Raw genomic sequence first — 20,458 nt, forward strand, 5'->3', positions numbered from 1 at the left:
CCAGAACAAACGAACAGTTTGTTGCTGAGGGGGACGCCGGTGTTGCTAGCGCTCATCCGTTGGCTACACAAGCAGGTATAGACTGTTTGAAAGCAGGCGATGATGCATTCCGCATTAATTGCAACAGCGATCACCCTGGTTGTAGTGGAACCCATGATGAGTAGTATTTTGGGGGTTGGCCTAGCCATGCTTTATTCTAAAAAAGAAGGCTGCAGCGTTTGTAACTTTTCCGGTCGAGTACCGCAAAAATTTACTGCACAGGAGTGGAGTGAAAATAAATCTGATGCTCTATCTATTGTATCGCCACAAGCGCTAGCAGGCTGGATAGCCATCCATGATAAATATGCAACACTGCCTTTCAACACACTTATAAGAGATTGATTTTAATAAGGTTTAATGATGCGGAGACTACTGCTTTCGTAATATTGATATCTAAAGACATGTTGGCTGGCGATATGGATAGGGTTAAAAGACAGTGGGATGCACGGAAGGAAACTAATGGTGAACGGCGTTCCAGTCACTATACCAGCCCCATCGCCATATTTTCTGCGCTTGGAAGTATAGGAAAAATAAACCGGCTGTTCAGGAGATTTCGTCACTGACCCTGCTAACTGAACTGGAAAAATTCGCGAAATACCCGCCTACTGGCCTGAAAAGTTATTCGCTGAGGTGATCGCACAATTCAAATTTTTTCATTCCTGAACGATAGCATGCAATCTGCCGTACCACACATTTTTCAGTGGCGTCCTTGCTGATTTGGGGCTGTGGATTCGCGTCCTGCGAAAAGAGGTAATGGCCCAGGGGGTGCTCGGGAGGTTGGCATACGGTGCGATAGGGTAGGGCGGCCTTGTTTCTTCCCGCGAAGATGGGCCAGGATGCACCGATGACCTTTATCAATCCACCACAGCGATCGCAAACTTCAAGCAATTCCCGGCGATTAATCTGAAGTGTTACTCGAGACGGTGAGCACGCAATCGCAATCTTTTCACTGTTTCTAGGCAATTCGCACTTGGCATTGTCGCATTGCTTACCCCTTTGAGTTGAGGCAGGACTGTAAGTCACAGAAATTATTAAAGTCTGACTTGATCCAATAGCCCATCTCCTTACGTATTAGCCTGTCTGATACACGAGCCAGTAATGAACGTTCGCCTCTAAGCAGGACATCAATGTGAGTAAGCAGGAAAATAGCGCTAGGCCCGTTACCCCTTGGGATATTTTAGTGGAAAAGCTCAGGACTCTGGGTGAGCAAGCCAAGTCCATCGCCGATCTTGATGCCTCTTTTCTCGAAACCCTGTCCGAATCGCTCGTGTTAGCGCAGGGTATGAATCCCTATATAGGGAGTATTACGACTGAAGAATCGGGTGATTTGCAAAATTTAGTGCAGCGCACACAAACTGAGGATTGGCAAAAACGGTTTCAAGACGGAGACACGACACTTGGCCTCGAACAGGAAATGGTCTCAGGCCATATTGAGGGGCAGTTTTTAAAGATGCTGGTGCATGCAACGCAAGCAAAAGCGATTTTGGAGATCGGGCTGTTTACAGGATATTCTGCCTTAGCTATGGCAGAGGCCTTGCCCGCTGATGGCGAGATCGTTGCCTGTGAAATTGACCCCTATGCAGCTGACTTTGCCCGTCACTGCTTTGAGGCAACCGCACACAATTCGAAAATTGCGATAGAAGTTGGGCCAGCAAAGGACTCTTTGCTGACGCTCGCGAATCAGGGTCGCCAGTTCGAGCTGATTTTTATTGATGCTGACAAAGCGGGCTATATCGCCTACCTAGACTTTGTAATCTCCAACGGGTTATTGACCAAAGGTGGGTTAATTGTCATCGACAACACGCTTATGCAAGGAGAACCCTACACGCGTAACAATATCGGTGCCAATGGAGAAGCTATCGAAAAGTTCAATCAGTTTGTCGCGGCTGATCGGCGAGTAGAGCAGGTCGTACTGCCGATCCGCGATGGCATTACCTTAATTCGCATTCTTTGACTGCCCAGATAGTCGGACATTGTTTATGAATATAAGGCTGAAGAATCTGCTGGTAGCGACCGGGCTGACGTTACTCTTGCCCGTGACGCTCGTGGTGGTTCTGGTATCACTAATAGCGCGCTTGATCGACGTGGTAGTCTCAAAGGTTGTTGCTGAACATAAAGGCCACCAGCAGGTTGCACTCAAGAAAACGATTCTGATCAGTGGCGGTAAGATGACGAAGGCGCTTACGCTAGCGCGCGCGTTTCACGCGGCCGGGCACCGTGTCATTCTTGCTGAAACGCAGAGGTACGCATCGACCGGGCACCGCTTTTCATTCGCTGTGAGCAAATTCTATACGATACCCGGCCCCCAAGATCCTAATTACACTCAGGCTCTGTTAAGCATCATTCAGAAAGAAAACGTCGATGAATACGTCCCTGTGTGCAGTCCTCTGGCCAGTTTCTACGATTCTTACGCCATTCCATCCCTTGCGCCATTCTGCCGCGTCGTGCATGTCGACCCGGACAACATTGTCGATCTCGACGACAAATACAAATTTGCCAAGAAAGCAGAGCAGTTAGGGCTTCGCGTACCCAAAACGCTACTCGTCACCGACCCTCAGCAGGTGGTAGATTTCGACTTTACTGACGAGTCGCGGCCGTTTATTTTGAAGAGCATTGCGTATGACGCAATACGCCGGCTCGATCTCACCCGATTGCCTCTTGAAACTTCTGAAAAAACCGCTTCTTTTGCCAAATCGTTACCCATATCGACTGACAACCCTTGGATCTTGCAGGAGTTTATAGAAGGGGATGAATACTGTACGCATGGAACGGTTATTAACGGTGTTTTGACGGTGTACTGCTGCTGCGAGTCTTCGGCGTTCCAGATTAACTATTCGCACGTAGAGCAAGCAGACATTGAAGAGTGGGTCACCCACTTTGTGTCAGCAATGGAATTTACCGGTCAAGCCTCGTTTGATTTTATACGCGCGAGTGATGATGGGAAATTTTATGCCATAGAGTGTAATCCGCGGGCCCACTCTGCCATAACGCTGTTTAGTAACCGTCCAGAGCTTGCTATGGCGAATCTCAGTAGCACGGCTGATTTTTATCCACTCAAGCCGTTAGAGAACTGCCGGCCGACTTACTGGCTTTTTCATGAACTGTGGAGATTTGTTAATCAGCTTCGCTCACCTCGAGATGCGCTAGCCGTCGTCAAAACAATCTTGACGGGTAAAGACTCCGTGTTCAATTGGCGTGATCCGCTTCCTTTTTTGATGCTCCATCACTGGCATATTCCTTCACTGTTGGTGAAGGATCTTCAGGAACAGCGTGGTTGGCTCCGGATTGACTTCAATATTGGCAAGCTGGTGCAAGAGGGTGGTGATTAAGCATGCACCCGAGGCACATATTACAGCTGGTAGGTTCTCCAACGGACGCATTTCATTGCGAGCTGTCACAAATGTATGCAGTAGGCTGCGCTAACGCCCTGTCTGGAATTGCGTTGTATCGTTTTTCCTATGCCCATATGTCCCCTGACGGCGCTTGGTGCTTTCCTGAATCTCTCTCTTTACACGACAGGCAGACCGCACAGAAATATGAAACGGTAGAGGCGTTAGCGATCATTGCGTCTATGGGTGTCGACTGCGGTTTGCCACAACTATTTTGTTTGCGCGGGATGACGGAGTGCCGCGCCATATTTAGAATTCTAGACATACCGTTCATAGGCAATAATCCACTTCAAATGGACTTATCGGCAGACAAAGTACTGGCGCGCAATATCGTGTCGGCAAGCGGCGTGAGGGTGCCGCAGGGGGAAGTTATTACAAAGGCACTGTGCTTATCAGGGCATAGGTCAACGGTCTCTTATCCTGTGGTGGTCAAACCCGTAGGTTCTGACAACTCTCACGGGGTGAGCTTAGTGACAGACCCCGCTCAACTTGGCAATGCAATTGCTGATGCGCACTTTTATCATGAGCAGGTGTTGATCGAAAAATACATAGAGTTAGGACGAGAAGTGCGCTGCGGGATTGTTCAGAGGGATGAGGGTTTGGTGTGCCTACCACTTGAGGAATATGCCGTTGACGCGGATAAGCGCCCTATCCGCTTGCACAGTGACAAGCTGGTGCGTGACCGCGACGAGCTATTGGAGTTGCCGGCAGCCGCTCTTGATCTAACCTGGATTGTTGATCAAGAAGACCCCGTAACCCAGATCGTACACAGTGCGGCCTTGAAATGTTATGCAGCGCTTGGGTGTCGCCACTATGGTCTATTTGATTTCAGGGTTGACCCAAGCGGAGTTCCTTGGTTTTTGGAAGCCGGTTTATATTGCTCTTTTTCTCCTCGAAGCGTGATTGTCAAAATGTGCGAGGCTCACGGGATATCACTGGAAAACTATTTTGCGGAAAGTGTGCAGTTGGCAATCGACGGTGGCTAAAATGTGTCGCAAATTCGTGCCCTATCTTTCTTAATTATTACCTACCCACTTAATCTACTGGAAGCATTTAATGAGCGATCTACTCTCTCGACTACACTCTTTCTCACAAAGCTATTCGATAAAATATAGCGGTAAAGAAAATCTACAGCCGACGCTTGATAGGTTGGTCCAACAGCAGTCGTTTAAAGTCATTCTGTCGGAGTTGATTGAGCAGCCGGTTTTTTCTAAGGATTTTGGTCAACAATTTGCAAGCTTAGGCGCGGTGGAGGGGATTGCGCCAAGCCGGTTGTTGCGTGGCTCCTTGAATTTAGCACTTGGGCATTTTTTGACGCTCTTTGCGCAATTGGTTGAATCCTTAAGCGGAGGGAGTCGGGGCACCGATAGTGCTCGTCATGTTGCGGGAGAGGGTGCTCTCGATATTGGGCAATGGAGAGCATTGGCTGATGGCGTGCTTGAAGATGACGATATCAAAGACATCAAGTTAATTACCTACCTGACATCGATCGTTAGTGACGCTGCGACTGTTTCGTACTATTCAGGCCTTCGTGAAAGATTGGTCATCGATAACCCACACGCCATCTACCCAACATCAGGATATAGAGAATCTGATGGCTCAGTGGTTAGTACTTCTGATAATCTGACGAGCGAAGCTGTAATGAGCTTTAGTACATTCGCGACGATCCGAACTGTCGACGACTCTTTAAATTGTGGCAATAACGTGTTGCGAGATATCTACAAACCTTTGGGCCGCTGCGTCTGTTTGATCGACGAAAATGTCGAGACAATCTATGGCCGCGAAATCAGCACGTATTTTGAACACCATAATATTAGTCTTGAAAAATTAGTGTATCGGGCTATGGAGATTGATAAGGGCATCGACACCGTAGAAAGTATGTTGGGTGACTTTAAACGCTGTGGCGTTTCACGTAATGAACCTATTTTGATTATAGGCGGCGGTGTTTTGTCTGATACGGGAGGTCTAGCCTCGGCATTATACGGACGAAATACACCCTATGTGATGTTGTCTACCTCGATCGTCACAGGTATCGATGCTGGTCCATCACCGCGCACGTGTTGCGATGGCTTTGGCTACAAAAATTTGTTAGGTGCTTATCATCCACCTGTCGTTTCAATTACGGATAGATTTTTCTTTAAATCTTTGAGTGAAGGCTGGTTGCGCCACGGCATCGCTGAGATTATCAAGATGGCTGTTGTTAAAAATCTCACGTTATTTGAGCAGTTAGAGTCGGCGAATGCAGCGTTAATTTCTACGCGCTTTGGTACTAAGGACTGCAACGACAATGATGCCATCCAAACACAGTCGCAAGCGATTCTTGGGGGAGCTCTTAAGTCTTATATTGAGGCTGAATATGACAATCTTTATGAGACTCATCAGTGCAGGCCCCATGCGTACGGGCACACCTGGTCCCCTGGATTTGAGATAGAAGCAGGGCTTCTGCATGGCCACGCGGTCGCAATTGGTATGGGACTGGGCGCCTATCTGAGTCATCAGGCGGGTTGGATAACCGAGAATGAATTGTTTCGGATTCTAAAACTGATGAGCGACTTTGGTCTGAGCCTTTGGCATGACATTTTGGAGGACCAAAATGTCATGGAAGCGTCACATGCAAAAATTATAGAGAAACGTGGCGGTAATCTTGTTGCGCCTCTTCCGAGAGGGGGCATAGGGAGCTGCGGGTATTTGAATGATCTTAGTGCGGTAGATTTATGTGCGGCTATTCCACTATACAAGAGTATGTGCGCCACTTTCCCTAGAGACGGAAGGGGTGTTGAGCCTTTGTGTAGCGACGTTGGCTTGGAGAGCCCGTCGACTGTAGCGGCCGTATCGTAACCCTCACCCTTCTTAAACGATTAATCTGTTTGGAAATGACTTATGAAATTCTCACATATAATTTTTGGTGGTATTGGAACCCTGGTTGAAACCTCCGAGTATCAGTATCAAGCGTATAACACTGCGCTGGTGCTCAATGACATCGACTACCATTGGGAGCGTGAAGATTATGTCGCATCGCTGTCAATCAGCGGCGGGCCTCTGCGCCTGGAAATGATTCAGATGGAAAACGGCAGTCGACTAACTGGTGAGCAAATAGTCAACGTTCATCTCGATAAGACCCGTGTTTTCAATGCGCTCATTCGCGAACGGGGTCTCAAGTTGAGGGAGGGGGCCGATGAGTTGATAGAATTTTGTTTGAAACGAGACGTGAAGCTAGCATGGGCAACTACCACTAGCCAAGACAACATCGACGCAATTACTGATTCTTTGCACAACGACTTATTGGTTCAATCATTAGTAAAAACCACAAATTCAACCTTTGTCGAGAACCCAAAGCCAAACTCTGAAATCTACGAAAAAGTGATGGAGTCTCTGGGCATCACCGTGAACGATGTGATCGCCATCGAAGATAGTCCTAGTGGTGTCAAATCTGCGTGTGATGCTGGAATTACGACTCTAGCGTTTCCGGGTGAAATGAACTCAGGCAAAGACTTTCCTGCTGCCCTCAAGATTATTTCAGGCCTCAGCGAAGTCGTTGGGTATATTGAGTAGGCCCGCCGCTGTTTGGATGTTCATCGGCGACATGCGCTGATGGGCTTATGACAGCATGCATTAATGCAGCATCGGGTGTTACAACTCAAAGTATAGGAAAAATAAACGGGAAGTATAGGACAAATAAAAGCGCTATCGTGAGTAGGTCTTCTTATGGGTATGAGCCACAAGGTCTGAAAAGACCGGGGGTAGCCGGTCGATCACTGTGACATCTTGTCGGCCTCAGTCATCGAACAATTTATATCCTTCCATTGCTGCACTGTTGAACGCAGAAAGGCGAGCCAGACGTTTTCAAACGCTTTACGGTCCCGCTGTTACTATTACCGCTTATAGTGCAAAACACCCCAAACCAATTGCTCGGCTTCTTTTGCATTAATCCAGCTTTGCAATCCTGTTATCATTTTATCTAAATAGGCGGGACTAATATCAACAACCAATTCTTCATAGCGATCCAGTAGTTGTTGCCGAACAGCCGAATAATGCACGCCCAATTGGTCTGTAAGTATATTAGAAGATAATGCTTTAAACCCTAATTTGCCGAAGTATGCTTGGTAAAACTCGGTAGTTGATAAAGATTCAAGATCCAAGCGATCATATACGGGTTGAAGCGCGTCGGTATCACAGAAATCAATCTGCATTGGGTCGGTAAAAATAATCTCGCCCCCCGTGGTTAACACGCGATCTATTTCTTGCAATATCTGAGGTCGATCTCCGCTATGCAAAAAAGCGTCCTGAGACCAAACAATGTCAAAGCTACCGTTATCACATGGTACATTTTCAAAACTGCCATGTAACACGCTGATTTTATCAGCTAAATTATGCTCCTTATTGAGTAGGCGATTGCGTTCATTTTGCGTTTCGCTTAAATTTAGGCAAGTGACTTGGCAGCCATGTTTTTCAGCTAAATAACGCGCCGCACCACCGTAACCGGCACCAAGGTCAAGCACTCTACTATTTTCATCCAAAGTAATTAATGTCGTTGCCATTAGCTCAACGGTTTTTCGACTGGCTTCAAAAATGGATAACCCTGATTCGTATAAACCAATGTGTATATCTTCGCCACCCCAAACACGCTCATAAAAAATATCTGCGTCACTGCTGTCGTAATAATTTTCTGCCACTGATTCGGCAGCATTTCTATTCTTCATATTTGTTACTCTGCTTCATCTGGATTTTTGGCATACGATTTTTTAACGACATGAACAAAAAAGTCAGGTTCGTCGTCATGAAAGGTCTCTTGGAAATCACCAAAGGTTTCCACAGTCTGAAAGCCGCTCTCTAATAATAAGTTGCGCATGTATTTTTTGCGTAAAGGAAACATATTTAAGTGGTGTTTTGATCCATCGCTGAAGGCGTACTCAAATCTGGCCAAGCCATCATCAATATGCACGGGTTCGGCAGATACTTTGTCACCGCAATAGTAATACTTATGCTTGCTGGAAAAACCTTTGTCTAGAATATTGTCATAATTCCTTTGATCAAGAATAAGTACACCGTCGTGCTTCAGCACTGAGTAAAACTCAGCCAAACAGCGACGTCTATCGTCTTCATCAAACAAATGCGTAAACGAGTTGCCCAGACAAATGACAGCATCGTACCTTCCATCAACATCTCGGTTTAACCAGCGCCAATCAGCGTGAACCGACTGCAACACATGACCATATTTTTTTGCGTTATCAAACGCCTTTATCAACATTTGGCCGTTTCCATCGGCACTGGTTACATTAAAACCCGCATTAAGTAACTGCACCGAATGGAAGCCTGTTCCTGTGGCAACATCCAATACTTTATGCTTACCAAGTTCCTTCAACTGATCAATGAAAAAACGGCCTTCACTGTCAGCTCTGGCCTCCCAATCAATCAGCTCATCCCAGCGCTCAACAAAATTCTTAACATATTCCGCTTGGTAGTTATCTGATTCGCGCCTTTTGGTTGGCTTTTCGCCAAAATCTTGCTTCTTGGGTATTTCATCCAGTGACAGAACTGTTGTTTCGCTCATTTTCTTGCCTCTATTGATCGGTTTCGAGCGTCACTATAGACAGTTAACCAGTAAAAGTCCTTTGAATTCAAAGTATAAAAAAATAATTATACATATAATCACAGCTATATACTCTAGATTAAACCAGCTAACATGTTGATATATATAGTTAATAATTACTTCGATGTCTAAGGAATAATTGCTTAGAGTTATAAAGAAAATAGCGTGATTATTGAATAAGGGTAAACTTTTCATTTTAGGCACCTACAAAGTGTAGGAAAAATAAACCGGCTGTTGAGTGTAGGTTTCCTGACTGATCCTGCCGACTGAGAGGGAGAAATGTGCGAAATACCCGTCTATTGACCTGAAAAATTTTCGCGGCGGTGCTCGTGCAATTTATATCCGCCCATTCCAGAACGAGCATGCGCAAAAGTCCCTGCCACGAGGTTGTCTAGCGTCCTTGCTGATTTGGGGCTGTGGATTCGCTTCGCGCCTTTGCCGCGTTTGGCCGGTGTAACGAACTCGCTCTAGCCCTGGATCAGGCCGATCGAGTGAACGAATGGTGCGAATCATGAAGGCCTTGCGACCCTGTTGTGGGTCGATGGCGATACGGTACGACACAGAACTGCCCAGAATATGGGGCATGGCATCGGTGTCTTCGGCGGGGTCGGGTTCCAGCCAGGCGCTCTCGGTGTCCTGTTCCAGGAAGCCCTGGCGTTCGAGACAGTGACTGATCAGCTAAACCAGGTCTTCCAGCTCACCATTGTACGGCGCCTTAACGCGTTGAAAGCGGGGCGGACGATCGTCGCGACACACGTAGACTCCGCCCAGAAACAGGATATGGAAGTAGATATTCACGTCCAGTGTACTACCAAAACGCTGAATCAGCGTTACGGCCCCGGTCGCGCCATCCATAAGCGAATATCCAGCCTTATGGATCAAATGGGTCGTAAGTGTCCGGTAAACGATACGCAGAACCTTGTCCATGGCCTGAGGATGGGCGGCCATAGAAACTTCAACCTTCTTGACACTCCAGGTATCATGTTGATCGCAAAACATCATAAAGAGTGAAGTGCTGGATTTGGGAAGCTCCATAACGTCTCGCGCGTTGTGTTTGTGAGGAAGCCTCCAGGGCTGACGCGGCAGGTATTTACTGATTGAGCCTCGACACGACCCTAAGGCTGTCTTCCATGGCTGGGATAGTAATTTATATCATCACGGTCGGCTAATGCACTCATTTAGCTGTCTGATAGTCAGACCTCTAGACAGAGGAGGTTGTTAGCTTTTGCTAACTCTCGCCAGCCTGCTCTTTATATCGCTTGTTGTACTATATGCGCTGCAAACTTGGCGCAATAATTCTAGCGTCGATCCGATTTTTACTCGAGGTAGAAAAAGGTTCAAAAAAATTTAATAGCGACCATTATTTTTTCCTTCCGATGACTAGGAACAGACCGCCTTCAGAACCAAAAGATGAAAATAGCATGGCAATTTGGGAAAAAATTCTCGTTGCCAAATCGCCTCTATTTCCCCCATTAAACATATCTTCATAATCGACGGCGTTCATATCACAGCTGGGTATAGAACTAATAAATTCAACATTATTTTCGTCAAACCAGTCAAGCACCTCATCCAAGGTATGTAAAGACTCTACAGGGTGTTCGTATTGATCTTGAAACCACGCAAGTTTTTTCTGCTTCGATATATCTTTTCTAAGGATTGGATCTAGAAATGACACTATTGCCCTAGCTAATTCCCCTTTTCCTAATAGCCTAAACAAAAATTGTCGAAATACCGTTCGGAGTCTTCCATACAAATTATAGAGGCCAATAATTATATAGCCATCAGGCCTAGCCCAATTTGCAATCAGCTTAAACCCTTCTTTCGCACTTTCAGTGTGGTGGAGGACGCCAGAGCACCAGACGATATCAAAATATCCTGGAATAAACGAATCACTAAATAAATCGCCGTTTACAAAAGTTACGTTATCAATTTTATTTTTCTCTGCAAAATCTAATCCAAGTCGAAGAGACTCTAAAGTGGGGTCAAAAGCGACTATTTTATTATTGGTTCCACTTGCAAGGGCAATGCTTAATTGTGAGGTTCCACTTCCAACTTCAATTATATTTTTTCCAAAGCCACAAAACTTTTTGAAATTTGAAGTAAATGCATTCCCTTCCATTTTCTTTGTTAGGTCTTGAATCGTTTCCATGTCATCATAATTTGGGAATGGATTTGCTGTATAAAAATTTTCAACTAACTCAGCAGTCTCACGTTTTTTGCCCACCTGAATGATGTTTTCAAGCTCCAGCTTTTTTACGCTTACATTTTTTTTAAACATTAAAAAACTCACAAATAATTAGCAGAATATATTACACGTAATATCTAATTAACCTTTAAATAGTATGGCATGAAAATATTTCGTGTTGACTCCACTACTATCCTTCCAATCATCAACTCGAATTACTGAAGAAGCGCCACGGGTTACACAAGGCGCTACTGTGTTCTCAAGCTCGCTAAAATAATGTGTAGATAAAGGGGGCAACGGCAGAACCTTGGGCCAGTACTAGCAAGCCGCCGAGTAGAACTAGCAGGATCATTATAGGGGCAAGCCAGAACTTCTTCCGTTCGCGCATGAATCCCCACAGGTCTTTCAGTAAATCAAACATTAATACGGTCTCTTAAGATTCTCGGTTTTTGGCGGTTTGGATTTTTTACGATAGCTAACTTCAGTCTTATCCCATTTTCGCCGCATTGGGTCTCGACGTAGTCGCATGATAAGCCCTGTCGGTAAGATAACGACGAAGAACATAAGACTGAGAATAATGCGGGTGTTGATCCAGCCCAACACGTTGGCGAACTTCATCCAAACCCGATAAAACGGATTAAGCCACACTGGCCGCATGAGTGCAAAAATCGACAATATAGCTGCGACCACGAGTGGCCAGACCGGCGGTGCGATACCCCATATCCAGGGTATGAGGCCATCAAAAAAGACGATCAGTAAAATCGCCGTGACCAGCCCGAATTTACGCAGTTCCATGGAGGTTAGATTTGGATTTTTCTTAGTCATAGTCGCCCGCAGCCTTCCGAATTATCCTGTCCTAGTCCAACTCAAACTCATTCATCCAACCTTCGTCGCTGGCGACCTTCGCTTGATCTGGCTTGTGTAACAGAAAATTTTCGATAACGAGGTAGTCCATCTCCGTGCGCATAAAGCATCTATATGAGTCTTCGGGCGTACACACGATAGGCTCACCGCGAACATTAAAAGAGGTATTTACTACAACACCGCACCCTGTCTTGGCCTGGAAGGCGGAAATCAGAGCATGATAACGAGGGTTGGTGCAACGGTGCACTGTTTGGATTCGAGCGGAATAATCGACGTGCGTTATAGACGGGAGCTCCGAGCGAGACACATTGAGTTTATCGATACCAAATAGCTTGTCCTCATCAGGTGTCATAGGTGTGCGAATCTGCCCTGATACGGGGGCAACCATCAACATATATGGACTGCCACGGTCGTGGTCAAAGTAGTTTTGAACTTCTTCCATGAGCACGGATGGCGCGAAGGGCCGAAAAGATTCTCGATATTTTATTTTCAGATTCATCACTGACTGCATCTTCTTTGAGCGCGGATCACCTATAATTGATCGGGCTCCCAAAGCTCTGGGCCCAAACTCCATACGTCCCTGAAACCAGCCAACGACATTCTCTTTTGAAAGAATATCGGCAACTCTAGGCATAAGCACATCATCGTCAAGCTCTTCATAGACTGCGCCAGCAGAGTCTAAATATTGGCGTATTTCTTCCTTGTTAAATTGAGGGCCAAGGTAAGCGCCGCTCATACTGTCTCCAGGCTCAACTTTCCGAACCCCGTCGTGACGATCGTGCCACACCGTCAATGCCGCCCCCAAGGCTCCACCAGCGTCGCCGGCGGCGGGCTGTATCCAAATATCTTTGAAGATACCTGAACGCAGCAACTCGCCGTTGGCCACGCAGTTCAAAGCCACACCTCCCGCAAGGCAGAGGTATTCGCAGCCAGTTTCTTCGCGAATAGATTTTCCCAGCAACAGTACAACTTCTTCAGTCACTTTCTGTATCGAAGCGGCAAGATCCATTTCTTTCTGGGACACCTCGCTCTCAGCTTTCCGCGGTGGCCCGCCGAACAAGTCGTCAAATTTCGCGCTGGTCATGGTTAGGCCAGTACAATAATTGAAATAACTCATGTCCAAGCGAAAACTTCCATCTTCTTTTAAATCAAGGAGATGCTCCTTTATGACATCGACATACTGTGGATTGCCGTAGGGCGCTAGGCCCATTAATTTATACTCACCGGAATTGACCTTGAAGCCGGTGTAATAAGTAAACGCAGAATAGAGCAAGCCCAGTGAATGGGGGAAATCAATTTCCCAGAGCGCTTTCAGTGAGTTTCCCTCGCCAACCCATGCGGTGGTTGTAGCCCACTCTCCAACACCATCCAAGCAGAGTACTGCAGCGCGTTCGAACGGGCTGGGGTAGAAGGCAGAGGCGGCATGGGACTGATGATGCTCTGTGAACAGCAGCTCTGGCAAATCTGCAGCATCTAAACCCGCAAGCTCTGAAAGCTCTCGTTTTAACGTGCTTTTTAAATAAAGTTTCTCTTTTAGCCAGACTGGCATTGCCGCTATAAAAGAGCGTAGCCCCCTCGGGGCATATGATAAATATGTTTCTAAAAGTCGTTCGAACTTGACCAGAGGCTTGTCATAAAAAACAACTTCATCGATATCTTGAAGCTGCACCCCTGCAGCTTCAAGGCAGTACTTAATTGCCTCGGCCGGAAAGCTCGCATCATGTTTTTTTCGACTAAATCGCTCTTCCTGCGCAGCGGCAATAATCTTGCCGTCACAAACGACTGCCGCAGCACTGTCGTGGTAGTAGGCAGAAATTCCCAGAATTGATTGGCTTTTGCTCATACTCGTTGGTACCGAGATTGTTGTTATGGTAGTCGTTTTTACGACGAGACAGCTTTCACGGCTTATTGTAGCGCTAACCGAAAGAAAAGTAAGCAGGTTGAGCACTTTATGCCATATAATTCAGAGTAGACTGATCTAGATCCCACCTGATGATTCAGGTGTCGGTAAGGAAATGGTCATTACCGACTTTTTATAAAATAGGTGCGATAGGGTAGGGCGGCCTTGTTCCTTTTCGCGAAGATGAGCCAAGATTCTATTGATAACGTCCTGGTCCTCAATACAGGCGATGACTTTTACCGATCCACCGCAATGACTGCAAACCTCGACATCGATATTGAATATTCGCTTGAGTCGCTGGGCCCAGGACATCGCGACGTGTCGTTCAGCGGGTGAGCGGACGTCAGTATTGGCGATTCGCTTCGCGCGTTTGGCCGGGGTAACGCGCCCACGCCAGCGGTGATTGGGCGCAAGCACACCGTGGTAACGAGTGAGATTGATTCTCGGTTTTGGCACGAGGGCCGACAATCGCGCAATGAAATCCACTGGGTCGAAGGCCACTTGGGTTGTTCCATCCTGATAGGGCGTCTTCAAGGTATAGAGAACCTTGCCGGTGGAACTCAGCGAAAGACGGTGAACGGCCACCGCTGGTCTGGCAAGTTACCGACACAGTCGCTCACGCTTGTCCTTTTGATATCCTTCACAGCTCACCCCGGCCTGTAGTGAGAATCCGTTAGCCTTGACTGCCCGCTCCAGCCCTGGATCAGGCCGGTCAAGTGGGCGAATGGTGCGAATCATGAAGGCCTTGCGACCCTAATTATGGGTGCTTTAGTCATTATTTGTAGCAAACTGCACAGAAATCTTTTGATGTATCTCGGATGCAATTTTTTCATTGAACAGGGGCGTGTAATGCACAGTATCGACGTACATGCCTTCGTCAATACCCAAATTGGCTAAGTTAAGCGTTCGAGAGTTTGGGTGGCTGAAATCCCCATTCGGCCCAAACATAACCTGATAAGCAACTCCGCTATTTTTATGATCCCCAAAGTTCAGTCTTTCCTTGGGTACATGGGATGTCTTGTGTCCAACACCATAGAGTGGGATAGGTTGAATGACGTTCAGGATTGTAATCCCGAGTTTATCTCCGATGGATTCAATTATGGAATGATTAAGACTGAGTCTGTGTATAGCCTTCAAAATTTGTTCATGATTGGCCGATGTGGCTACAACTTTTATTGAGTGGCCAAATTTTTGCGCAAACAAACGATAGATTGTCAGCCCTTCAAGTCGAGCTCTAATATCTTTGACAAGTGAATCGGATTGTTTTTCCCTGTTAAGGATGTGCGAATAAGCATTCGTAAAAATAGATTTATCAGGAACGTTGAAAAAATAAAAATCATTTATGCCATCAATAAAAATTGCTGCCCTGGGTGGAGGAAACTCCGTCAGAAGATTTTCAAATCTAATGCGTTCTATAGTACTGTAATAGCCACCCGCGCCAAAATTGATGATGCGGAAATCAGGAAGCATTCTGCCTAAATTGGCTGCTATTGTCTCGCTGTCTTTTACACCATATCCAAATGTGGTCGACCCTCCGAATATCCAGATTTCTTGCCGCCCTCCCTTGGCGGTACAAGATTCACGGTCGGGGTAATGGCACCTTGCGCCTTGCTCAGAAACATTCACAAATTTTCCTTTGCGGGGCTTTTCGAGATATTCTACAAAGGGATAATATCGTTGACCTAGACCTTGTTCTCTCAAAACAACTTTGTAATCCTTAGCCATGCCTTTGCCATATATATTTTCTAGCACCGCCTTTTGATCTCGCATTGCCTGTTGAATCAGTGCATGTTCAGCGGGTTTTTCCAGAAAGAATCCGGCGGCATAATTCAAAAGCGTCATGATTAGTGAAACCGTTATAAGAACGAAAATCGCGGGATGTTTATCAATGATTTTGAACATAACGTTTATAGCCCAAATTTTTATCAGGTCAAAGGGATTTGTTAATGAAACGTCCACCAAAATCGCATGGACGCAAACTCCAGGCAGCCTTGATGACAGCCTGCCGGGAAGAACAGTCCGAAGCTGCGGTTACTCGGGAGTATTGAGACAACATCACTGAAATTATATCTAATCATCATCTGAAGTCAAACAGCGTAAAAGCCGTTGTCTCCGATAAAGTCAAAAAGATACAAACCCTAATAGCAGGAAGAAATATTGAACGCCAGCATGCCCCATTTCATAGAATAACTGAAGCATATTAAAGAGTGGCATAGTATTTTGCTCAAAATCTTTTGTGAGTGTCCCCCTATGGTATGCAGATTGCTGCCAGTGCCAGATGAGGTGGTCTAATAGATCTGCATAACCCAGTTAAGGGATAATACACACAACTGGAGATGACAAAATGACTACGAGGAAGAAATACCCGAAGCAATTCAAGCTGGATGCCATCAGCCTGGCACTGGATCAGAGTTACACAAGAACTGAAGCGGCGAAAAGTCTCGACATCAACTCCACCACATTGGGGCGCTGGATTAAAGAGCATCAGTGATCAAGTGACGGACAAGCTTTCCGTGGAAACGGCAAGTTGGCACCGGAGCAGGCAGAAGTCCGCCAGTTGAGGGAGGGGAGCCGGCGCTTGAAGATGGAGAAAGAGATATTAAAAAAAGCGACGGTCTTCTTCGCCAAGGAAACAAGGTGAAATACGCGTGTATTGCCCAACACAAGAAGACCTGCCCAGTTGACCTGATGTGTCCACTTCTGGGCGTTACCCGCAGTGGTTATTATCGTTATCAGCGGCGCGGGGGTAGCGGTATAGATTATTATCGCCAGGAATTTGAGTCACACTAAACGTAATCTACGTGTAACCGGACAGGTTAGCCAGTCGTCAGGAAATCGTTAGCGCAGACGTACTAGGAAAAATTTAGATATCTTCAACGCCTGGTAACCTATTTTAAGTCACTTTACAGTTTCGTTTTTGTGCACCAATAATCCTGCATCCTCCAAATACGACTGTAGCTTATCAGCGGCGATTTTATGCCCAAGCTCGTTAGGATGCCACGCATCATTCTGCATGACCCGAAACTTGTCAGCACGAAATTCGCTATACGGATCCAACAAATCGATATAATCAATGTCCAGCTCATTTAAAAGGGTCAGAACCTGTTGGCGATAGCCCTCAAACGGATAATCCTCAAAATCGTAAAGCACGGGGAACACCACTACCACTAAATGAAAGCCATCGTCCTGAGCAAGTAGCTTAAAAGATTTCATTGATTCAACGACACTAGTCCAACGCTCACTTTCGATGGCATAGAACGATTCATAAACGCTCATTGCATTCAACCCGGACGTGGCTTTTACCCAATTCATTTTTGCCCAAGCCAACAACTGAGATTTCTTTGCCAAAGTTTCGAAGTCGGTATCCGTTTTCATGGTCGCTGCAGCGGCTAACGCCAGGGATGACGTATGAATGGGATCATTCATTGCATAGCCAACCACCACCACATCAGGTTTGAACAACCTAGCCTTGAGTTGGAAGAGCTCGAGCTCAGAGTCTGTACTATAACCACTTACCCCAAAGTTCATCACTTGAAAACTTTGGCCTGCTGGAGCCTCTTGATTAAGAGCCAGCTCCAGTTTTTTACTGTAGGTATTTTCAAGTGCGACACCCAGACCGAAGGTGACGGAGTCGCCCATCGCCACTATACGACTAACCCCCTGCGAGGCTGACAACTCATAGGGTCGATCTCTCATGCCAAAGCGATTAATCTGGGGGTCATTTACATCGTACTCAAGAGCCAACACGGAATTTTTACTTACGACAAGTTTGGCACTATGCTCCTCTGAGGTTGAGCCGAGCACCGACAAGGATTTTCTATCAAGCACTGGAACCAGGTCAAAAGCCTGCGCCAAGCGAACACCCCCCTCTAACATGAGTGTAAATATGACCAGAGAGCCGAGTATTAGCAGGACGTTAAAAAAAAAGGACTTGATCATATTTACCCTAAAAAACGTATAGCCGGAGGGGCCATAGCTCAGCCCTCAGCGACGATCAGAAAACTACCTAAATAAGCCATAATGCCAATGGCCAGTGCAAACTTATCTTTTAAGTATAAGAAAAATAAACGCGCTGTTCAGCAGATTTCCTCACTGACCCCGCTAACTGAACTGGAAAAATTCGCGAAATATCCGCTTACTGGCCCGAAAAGGTGTTTGCGCGGTTATCGCACACTTCATATTTGTTCATTCATGGACGATAGCATGCAACCGTCCGTACCACACGTTTTTCAGTAGCGTCCTTGCTGATTTGCGGCTGTGGATTCGCGTCCTGCGAAAAGAGGTAATGGCCCAGGGGGTGCTCGGGAGGGTGGCACCAGTGGCGATAGGGTAGGGCGGCCTTGTTCTTTCTCGCGAAGATGAGCCAGAATCCTGTGGATAATGTCCTGGTCCTCAATGCAAGCGATGACTTTGACGGACCCACCGCAATGACCGCAAACCTCGACATCGATATTGAATACGCGCTTCAGTCGGTGGGCCCAGGACATCGCGACGTGCCGTTCAGCGGGTGAGCGAACGTCAGTGTTGGCGATTCGCGTCGCGCCTTAACGCGTTGAAAGCGCGGCGGACGATCGTTGCGACACACCTAGACGCCGTCCAGGAACAGTATATAGAAGTGGATATTCACGTTCAGCGCACTACCCAAACGCTGAATCAGTATTACGGCCCCGGTCGCGCCAGCCATGCAAAAAAAGTGTAGCGTAATCGCGCTAGCCGCGATACCACGGTAGCAGAAAAGCTGGGGGATCTATTGGTTGACATGACAGGCGTAAATCCTGGCATCTAGTGAACTCCTCGCGGGCTCAAGGCGTCGGCGCGGGGCAGAAGCAACAGTGCTGCAAGCGCCGACGGGCTTCGCTCTCACACTTATTGGCACTATTGTCCGAGTAGAGCATGCTCTGTTCAGACTGGCGCACTTAAATAAAAAAACACTTTTCCATTTTAGGGAACTTTCCATTAGCTCTGTGATCTGATTTAGACGCCGTCGCGTAACTCGATTTACATACTTTCTGGCAGGAGAAATTTAGTGTCAAAATTCATGAAACTCACCGCTTTACTCATTTTCCCTTTTTTAGCTGCCTGCGGCAGCAGCAACAATAACGATTCAGACGGCCCCGCTGCCGCTCAGCTGCGCATAACGCATGCGTCAGCCGATGCGCCTGCGGTCAACGTCTATGTCGATGGCGAGGTCTTCCTTGAGGCAGTGGATTTCGCGCAAACCTCAGGTCTTATTACTATCCCCGGAGACAGCACCTTATCGGTTGAGGTACGGGGTATTTTGCCAGACCAAAGCGAAGAGACCGTTATCGGTCCAGTGGATTTAACGTTCGCAGCAGGAGAACGCACTGACGTGTTGGCGATCAACAATCTGTTCAGCACCTCCGGAGCGCTCACAATAGAGCCAAAAGTGCTGGATCCAGTCACAATAGAAGCGGGCGTAACTGATGTGCGCGTTACCGTGCTGCACGCCGCTCCAGAAGTAGGAACAGTTGACGTCTACGTAACAGCGCCTGGTGATGACCTTGCCAACAACACCCCAGCCGCTGCCCTGTCCTTTGGCGAGGCTGCTGGTCCGGTCGCCATCTCTGCAGATACGCAGTATCAGGTGCGGATTACACCCACGGGCACCGTCGACGTCGTTTATGACAGCGGTGAAGTATCCTTCCCGGCCGGCACCGAGCTCGTTTTGGCTGCCGTAGAAAATACCTTCAAACTCGCCCCAAGCCCGGTAACGTTGTTAGCGATCGGCCCCGCTTCTGCCAGCCAAATACCTGATATTGCCACTGGCGCAGCGGTTAGAGTCGTTCACAACTCAGCCGACACACCCGCCGTAGATATTCTCGTCAACGGCACCGCCGCCATTAAAGATCTGACATTTCCTAACGCGACACAATACGATCAGCTCGAAGCCCCCGCAGGTACTTACACGGTCGCGGTGGCCGCTGCGGCAGACCCGAGTATCCAACCGATTGTGGCGGAAGTCACCCTGAAGCAGACTGAAAGCTATACGGTGATTGCAGCAGGGTCGCTGGCAAATGACGCGCTAGAAGCCATTATTACGGAGGATGCAAGGCGCAATATCGCGACTGCTGCGATTGTAAGAGTCGTCCACGGAGCTTACGCCGCTGTCGACATCCCGGTTGACATCTACCTCACCGGTGACGGGGTGATAGCCGACGCGGAGCCAGTGATTGCTGGTCTGGCGTACGGAGAGGCCACAGCGCAACTGCAAGCCACGCCTAGCGATTACTGGGTAACGGTAACAGCCGCTGGTGACAAGTCGTTCGTCGCGTTTGATTCAGGCGGCACACTCGCGCTGGACAGCGCTGTAAACTACACGGTCATCGCGCGCGACCTCAGTGAAGGACAGCTTAGCGTCTATCCGATTGACCTGAGTATTTTGACCGATTAGGCGCAGATGTAGGGAGACGCAGGGCTCTCTGTCTATGGCAGAGAGCTTGCAGCGTTTTCCTGATTTAATGTTTGCGGAT

19 protein-coding genes and 1 pseudogene are annotated in these 20,458 nt (G+C 47.3%); 9 read left to right on the top strand and 11 right to left on the bottom strand.

The annotated features are described in order from the left end of the window. Nucleotides 1-99: 99 nt before the first annotated feature. From ABXT62_RS06900 to ABXT62_RS06925, 6 genes are all read left to right on the top strand, one after another. The gene (locus tag ABXT62_RS06900; RefSeq protein WP_415357866.1) at nucleotides 100-381 is read left to right on the top strand and encodes a gamma-glutamyltransferase; all 282 of its coding nucleotides are present in this window, start codon (nucleotides 100-102) and stop codon (nucleotides 379-381) included. A gap of 787 nt (nucleotides 382-1,168) precedes the next feature. After that, nucleotides 1,169-1,993: an O-methyltransferase gene (locus ABXT62_RS06905; RefSeq protein ID WP_415357867.1), complete on the top strand. Its 825-nt coding sequence runs from the start codon at nucleotides 1,169-1,171 to the stop codon at nucleotides 1,991-1,993. A 25-nt stretch (nucleotides 1,994-2,018) separates the two neighbouring features. Continuing rightward, a complete protein-coding gene (locus ABXT62_RS06910) occupies nucleotides 2,019-3,368 on the top strand; it encodes an ATP-grasp domain-containing protein (protein ID WP_415357868.1) in 1,350 nt (449 codons plus the stop codon). Between the two features lie 2 nt (nucleotides 3,369-3,370). Then, nucleotides 3,371-4,414, top strand: a complete 1,044-nt coding sequence (locus ABXT62_RS06915) for a D-alanine--D-alanine ligase family protein (RefSeq protein ID WP_415357869.1) — start codon at nucleotides 3,371-3,373, stop codon at nucleotides 4,412-4,414. Between the two features lie 70 nt (nucleotides 4,415-4,484). Then, complete coding sequence (locus ABXT62_RS06920; RefSeq protein WP_415357870.1) at nucleotides 4,485-6,266, top strand: sedoheptulose 7-phosphate cyclase; 1,782 nt, start codon at nucleotides 4,485-4,487, stop codon at nucleotides 6,264-6,266. Nucleotides 6,267-6,308: 42 nt separating this feature from the next. Then, entirely contained in the window at nucleotides 6,309-6,980 is a 672-nt protein-coding gene (locus ABXT62_RS06925) for an HAD family hydrolase (RefSeq protein ID WP_415357871.1), read from the top strand. 320 nt (nucleotides 6,981-7,300) lie between these two features. Here the strand turns inward: ABXT62_RS06925 and ABXT62_RS06930 are convergent, their stop codons facing one another. The 10 genes from ABXT62_RS06930 to ABXT62_RS06975 all read right to left on the bottom strand — a co-directional run bounded on the left by ABXT62_RS06930 (nucleotide 7,301) and on the right by ABXT62_RS06975 (nucleotide 15,869). Further along, nucleotides 7,301-8,128 (bottom strand): SAM-dependent methyltransferase, encoded by an 828-nt coding sequence (locus tag ABXT62_RS06930; RefSeq protein WP_415357872.1) that lies wholly within the window; start codon nucleotides 8,126-8,128, stop codon nucleotides 7,301-7,303. Between the two features lie 5 nt (nucleotides 8,129-8,133). Beyond that, nucleotides 8,134-8,979, bottom strand: a complete 846-nt coding sequence (locus ABXT62_RS06935) for a class I SAM-dependent methyltransferase (protein ID WP_415357873.1) — start codon at nucleotides 8,977-8,979, stop codon at nucleotides 8,134-8,136. Between the two features lie 375 nt (nucleotides 8,980-9,354). Continuing rightward, entirely contained in the window at nucleotides 9,355-9,603 is a 249-nt protein-coding gene (locus ABXT62_RS06940; protein WP_415357874.1) for a hypothetical protein, read from the bottom strand. Nucleotides 9,604-9,696: 93 nt separating this feature from the next. Further along, the gene (locus tag ABXT62_RS06945; protein ID WP_415357875.1) at nucleotides 9,697-10,053 is read right to left on the bottom strand and encodes a hypothetical protein; all 357 of its coding nucleotides are present in this window, start codon (nucleotides 10,051-10,053) and stop codon (nucleotides 9,697-9,699) included. 325 nt (nucleotides 10,054-10,378) lie between these two features. Next, on the bottom strand, nucleotides 10,379-11,296 hold the full coding sequence (locus ABXT62_RS06950) for a class I SAM-dependent methyltransferase (RefSeq protein ID WP_415357876.1): 918 nt from the start codon (nucleotides 11,294-11,296) through the stop codon (nucleotides 10,379-10,381). Nucleotides 11,297-11,471: 175 nt separating this feature from the next. After that, nucleotides 11,472-11,624 carry a DUF5989 family protein gene (locus tag ABXT62_RS06955; RefSeq protein WP_415357877.1) on the bottom strand — a complete coding sequence of 51 codons (153 nt, stop codon included), beginning with the start codon at nucleotides 11,622-11,624 and terminating at the stop codon, nucleotides 11,472-11,474. Next, entirely contained in the window at nucleotides 11,624-12,028 is a 405-nt protein-coding gene (locus ABXT62_RS06960) for an SxtJ family membrane protein (protein WP_415357878.1), read from the bottom strand. Before ABXT62_RS06960 ends, ABXT62_RS06955 begins: the two co-directional genes overlap by 1 nt. A 31-nt stretch (nucleotides 12,029-12,059) precedes the next feature. Then, nucleotides 12,060-13,910, bottom strand: coding sequence for a carbamoyltransferase (locus tag ABXT62_RS06965; RefSeq protein WP_415357879.1), 1,851 nt, complete (start codon nucleotides 13,908-13,910; stop codon nucleotides 12,060-12,062). Nucleotides 13,911-14,045: 135 nt separating this feature from the next. After that, on the bottom strand, nucleotides 14,046-14,552 hold the full coding sequence (locus ABXT62_RS06970; protein WP_415357880.1) for a transposase: 507 nt from the start codon (nucleotides 14,550-14,552) through the stop codon (nucleotides 14,046-14,048). A gap of 183 nt (nucleotides 14,553-14,735) precedes the next feature. Continuing rightward, a complete protein-coding gene (locus ABXT62_RS06975; RefSeq protein ID WP_415357881.1) occupies nucleotides 14,736-15,869 on the bottom strand; it encodes an SGNH/GDSL hydrolase family protein in 1,134 nt (377 codons plus the stop codon). 442 nt (nucleotides 15,870-16,311) lie between these two features. Between ABXT62_RS06975 and ABXT62_RS06980 the strand changes: the two are divergent. Beyond that, nucleotides 16,312-16,709 (top strand): annotated as a pseudogene (locus tag ABXT62_RS06980) (transposase); the annotation flags it as partial. 156 nt (nucleotides 16,710-16,865) lie between these two features. Here the strand turns inward: ABXT62_RS06980 and ABXT62_RS06985 are convergent. Continuing rightward, complete coding sequence (locus ABXT62_RS06985; RefSeq protein WP_415357882.1) at nucleotides 16,866-17,906, bottom strand: SGNH/GDSL hydrolase family protein; 1,041 nt, start codon at nucleotides 17,904-17,906, stop codon at nucleotides 16,866-16,868. 434 nt (nucleotides 17,907-18,340) lie between these two features. On the opposite strand from ABXT62_RS06985, the gene ABXT62_RS06990 reads away from it, so the two are divergent. After that, entirely contained in the window at nucleotides 18,341-18,478 is a 138-nt protein-coding gene (locus ABXT62_RS06990) for a hypothetical protein (protein WP_415357883.1), read from the top strand. Nucleotides 18,479-18,993: 515 nt separating this feature from the next. Then, nucleotides 18,994-20,379, top strand: coding sequence for a DUF4397 domain-containing protein (locus ABXT62_RS06995; RefSeq protein ID WP_415357884.1), 1,386 nt, complete (start codon nucleotides 18,994-18,996; stop codon nucleotides 20,377-20,379). The last annotated feature ends 79 nt before the right edge of the window (nucleotides 20,380-20,458 follow it).

Origin of the sequence: Halioglobus sp. Uisw_031, from assembly GCF_047729875.1 — a bacterium.
Taxonomy (GTDB): Bacteria; Pseudomonadota; Gammaproteobacteria; order Pseudomonadales; family Halieaceae; genus Marimicrobium.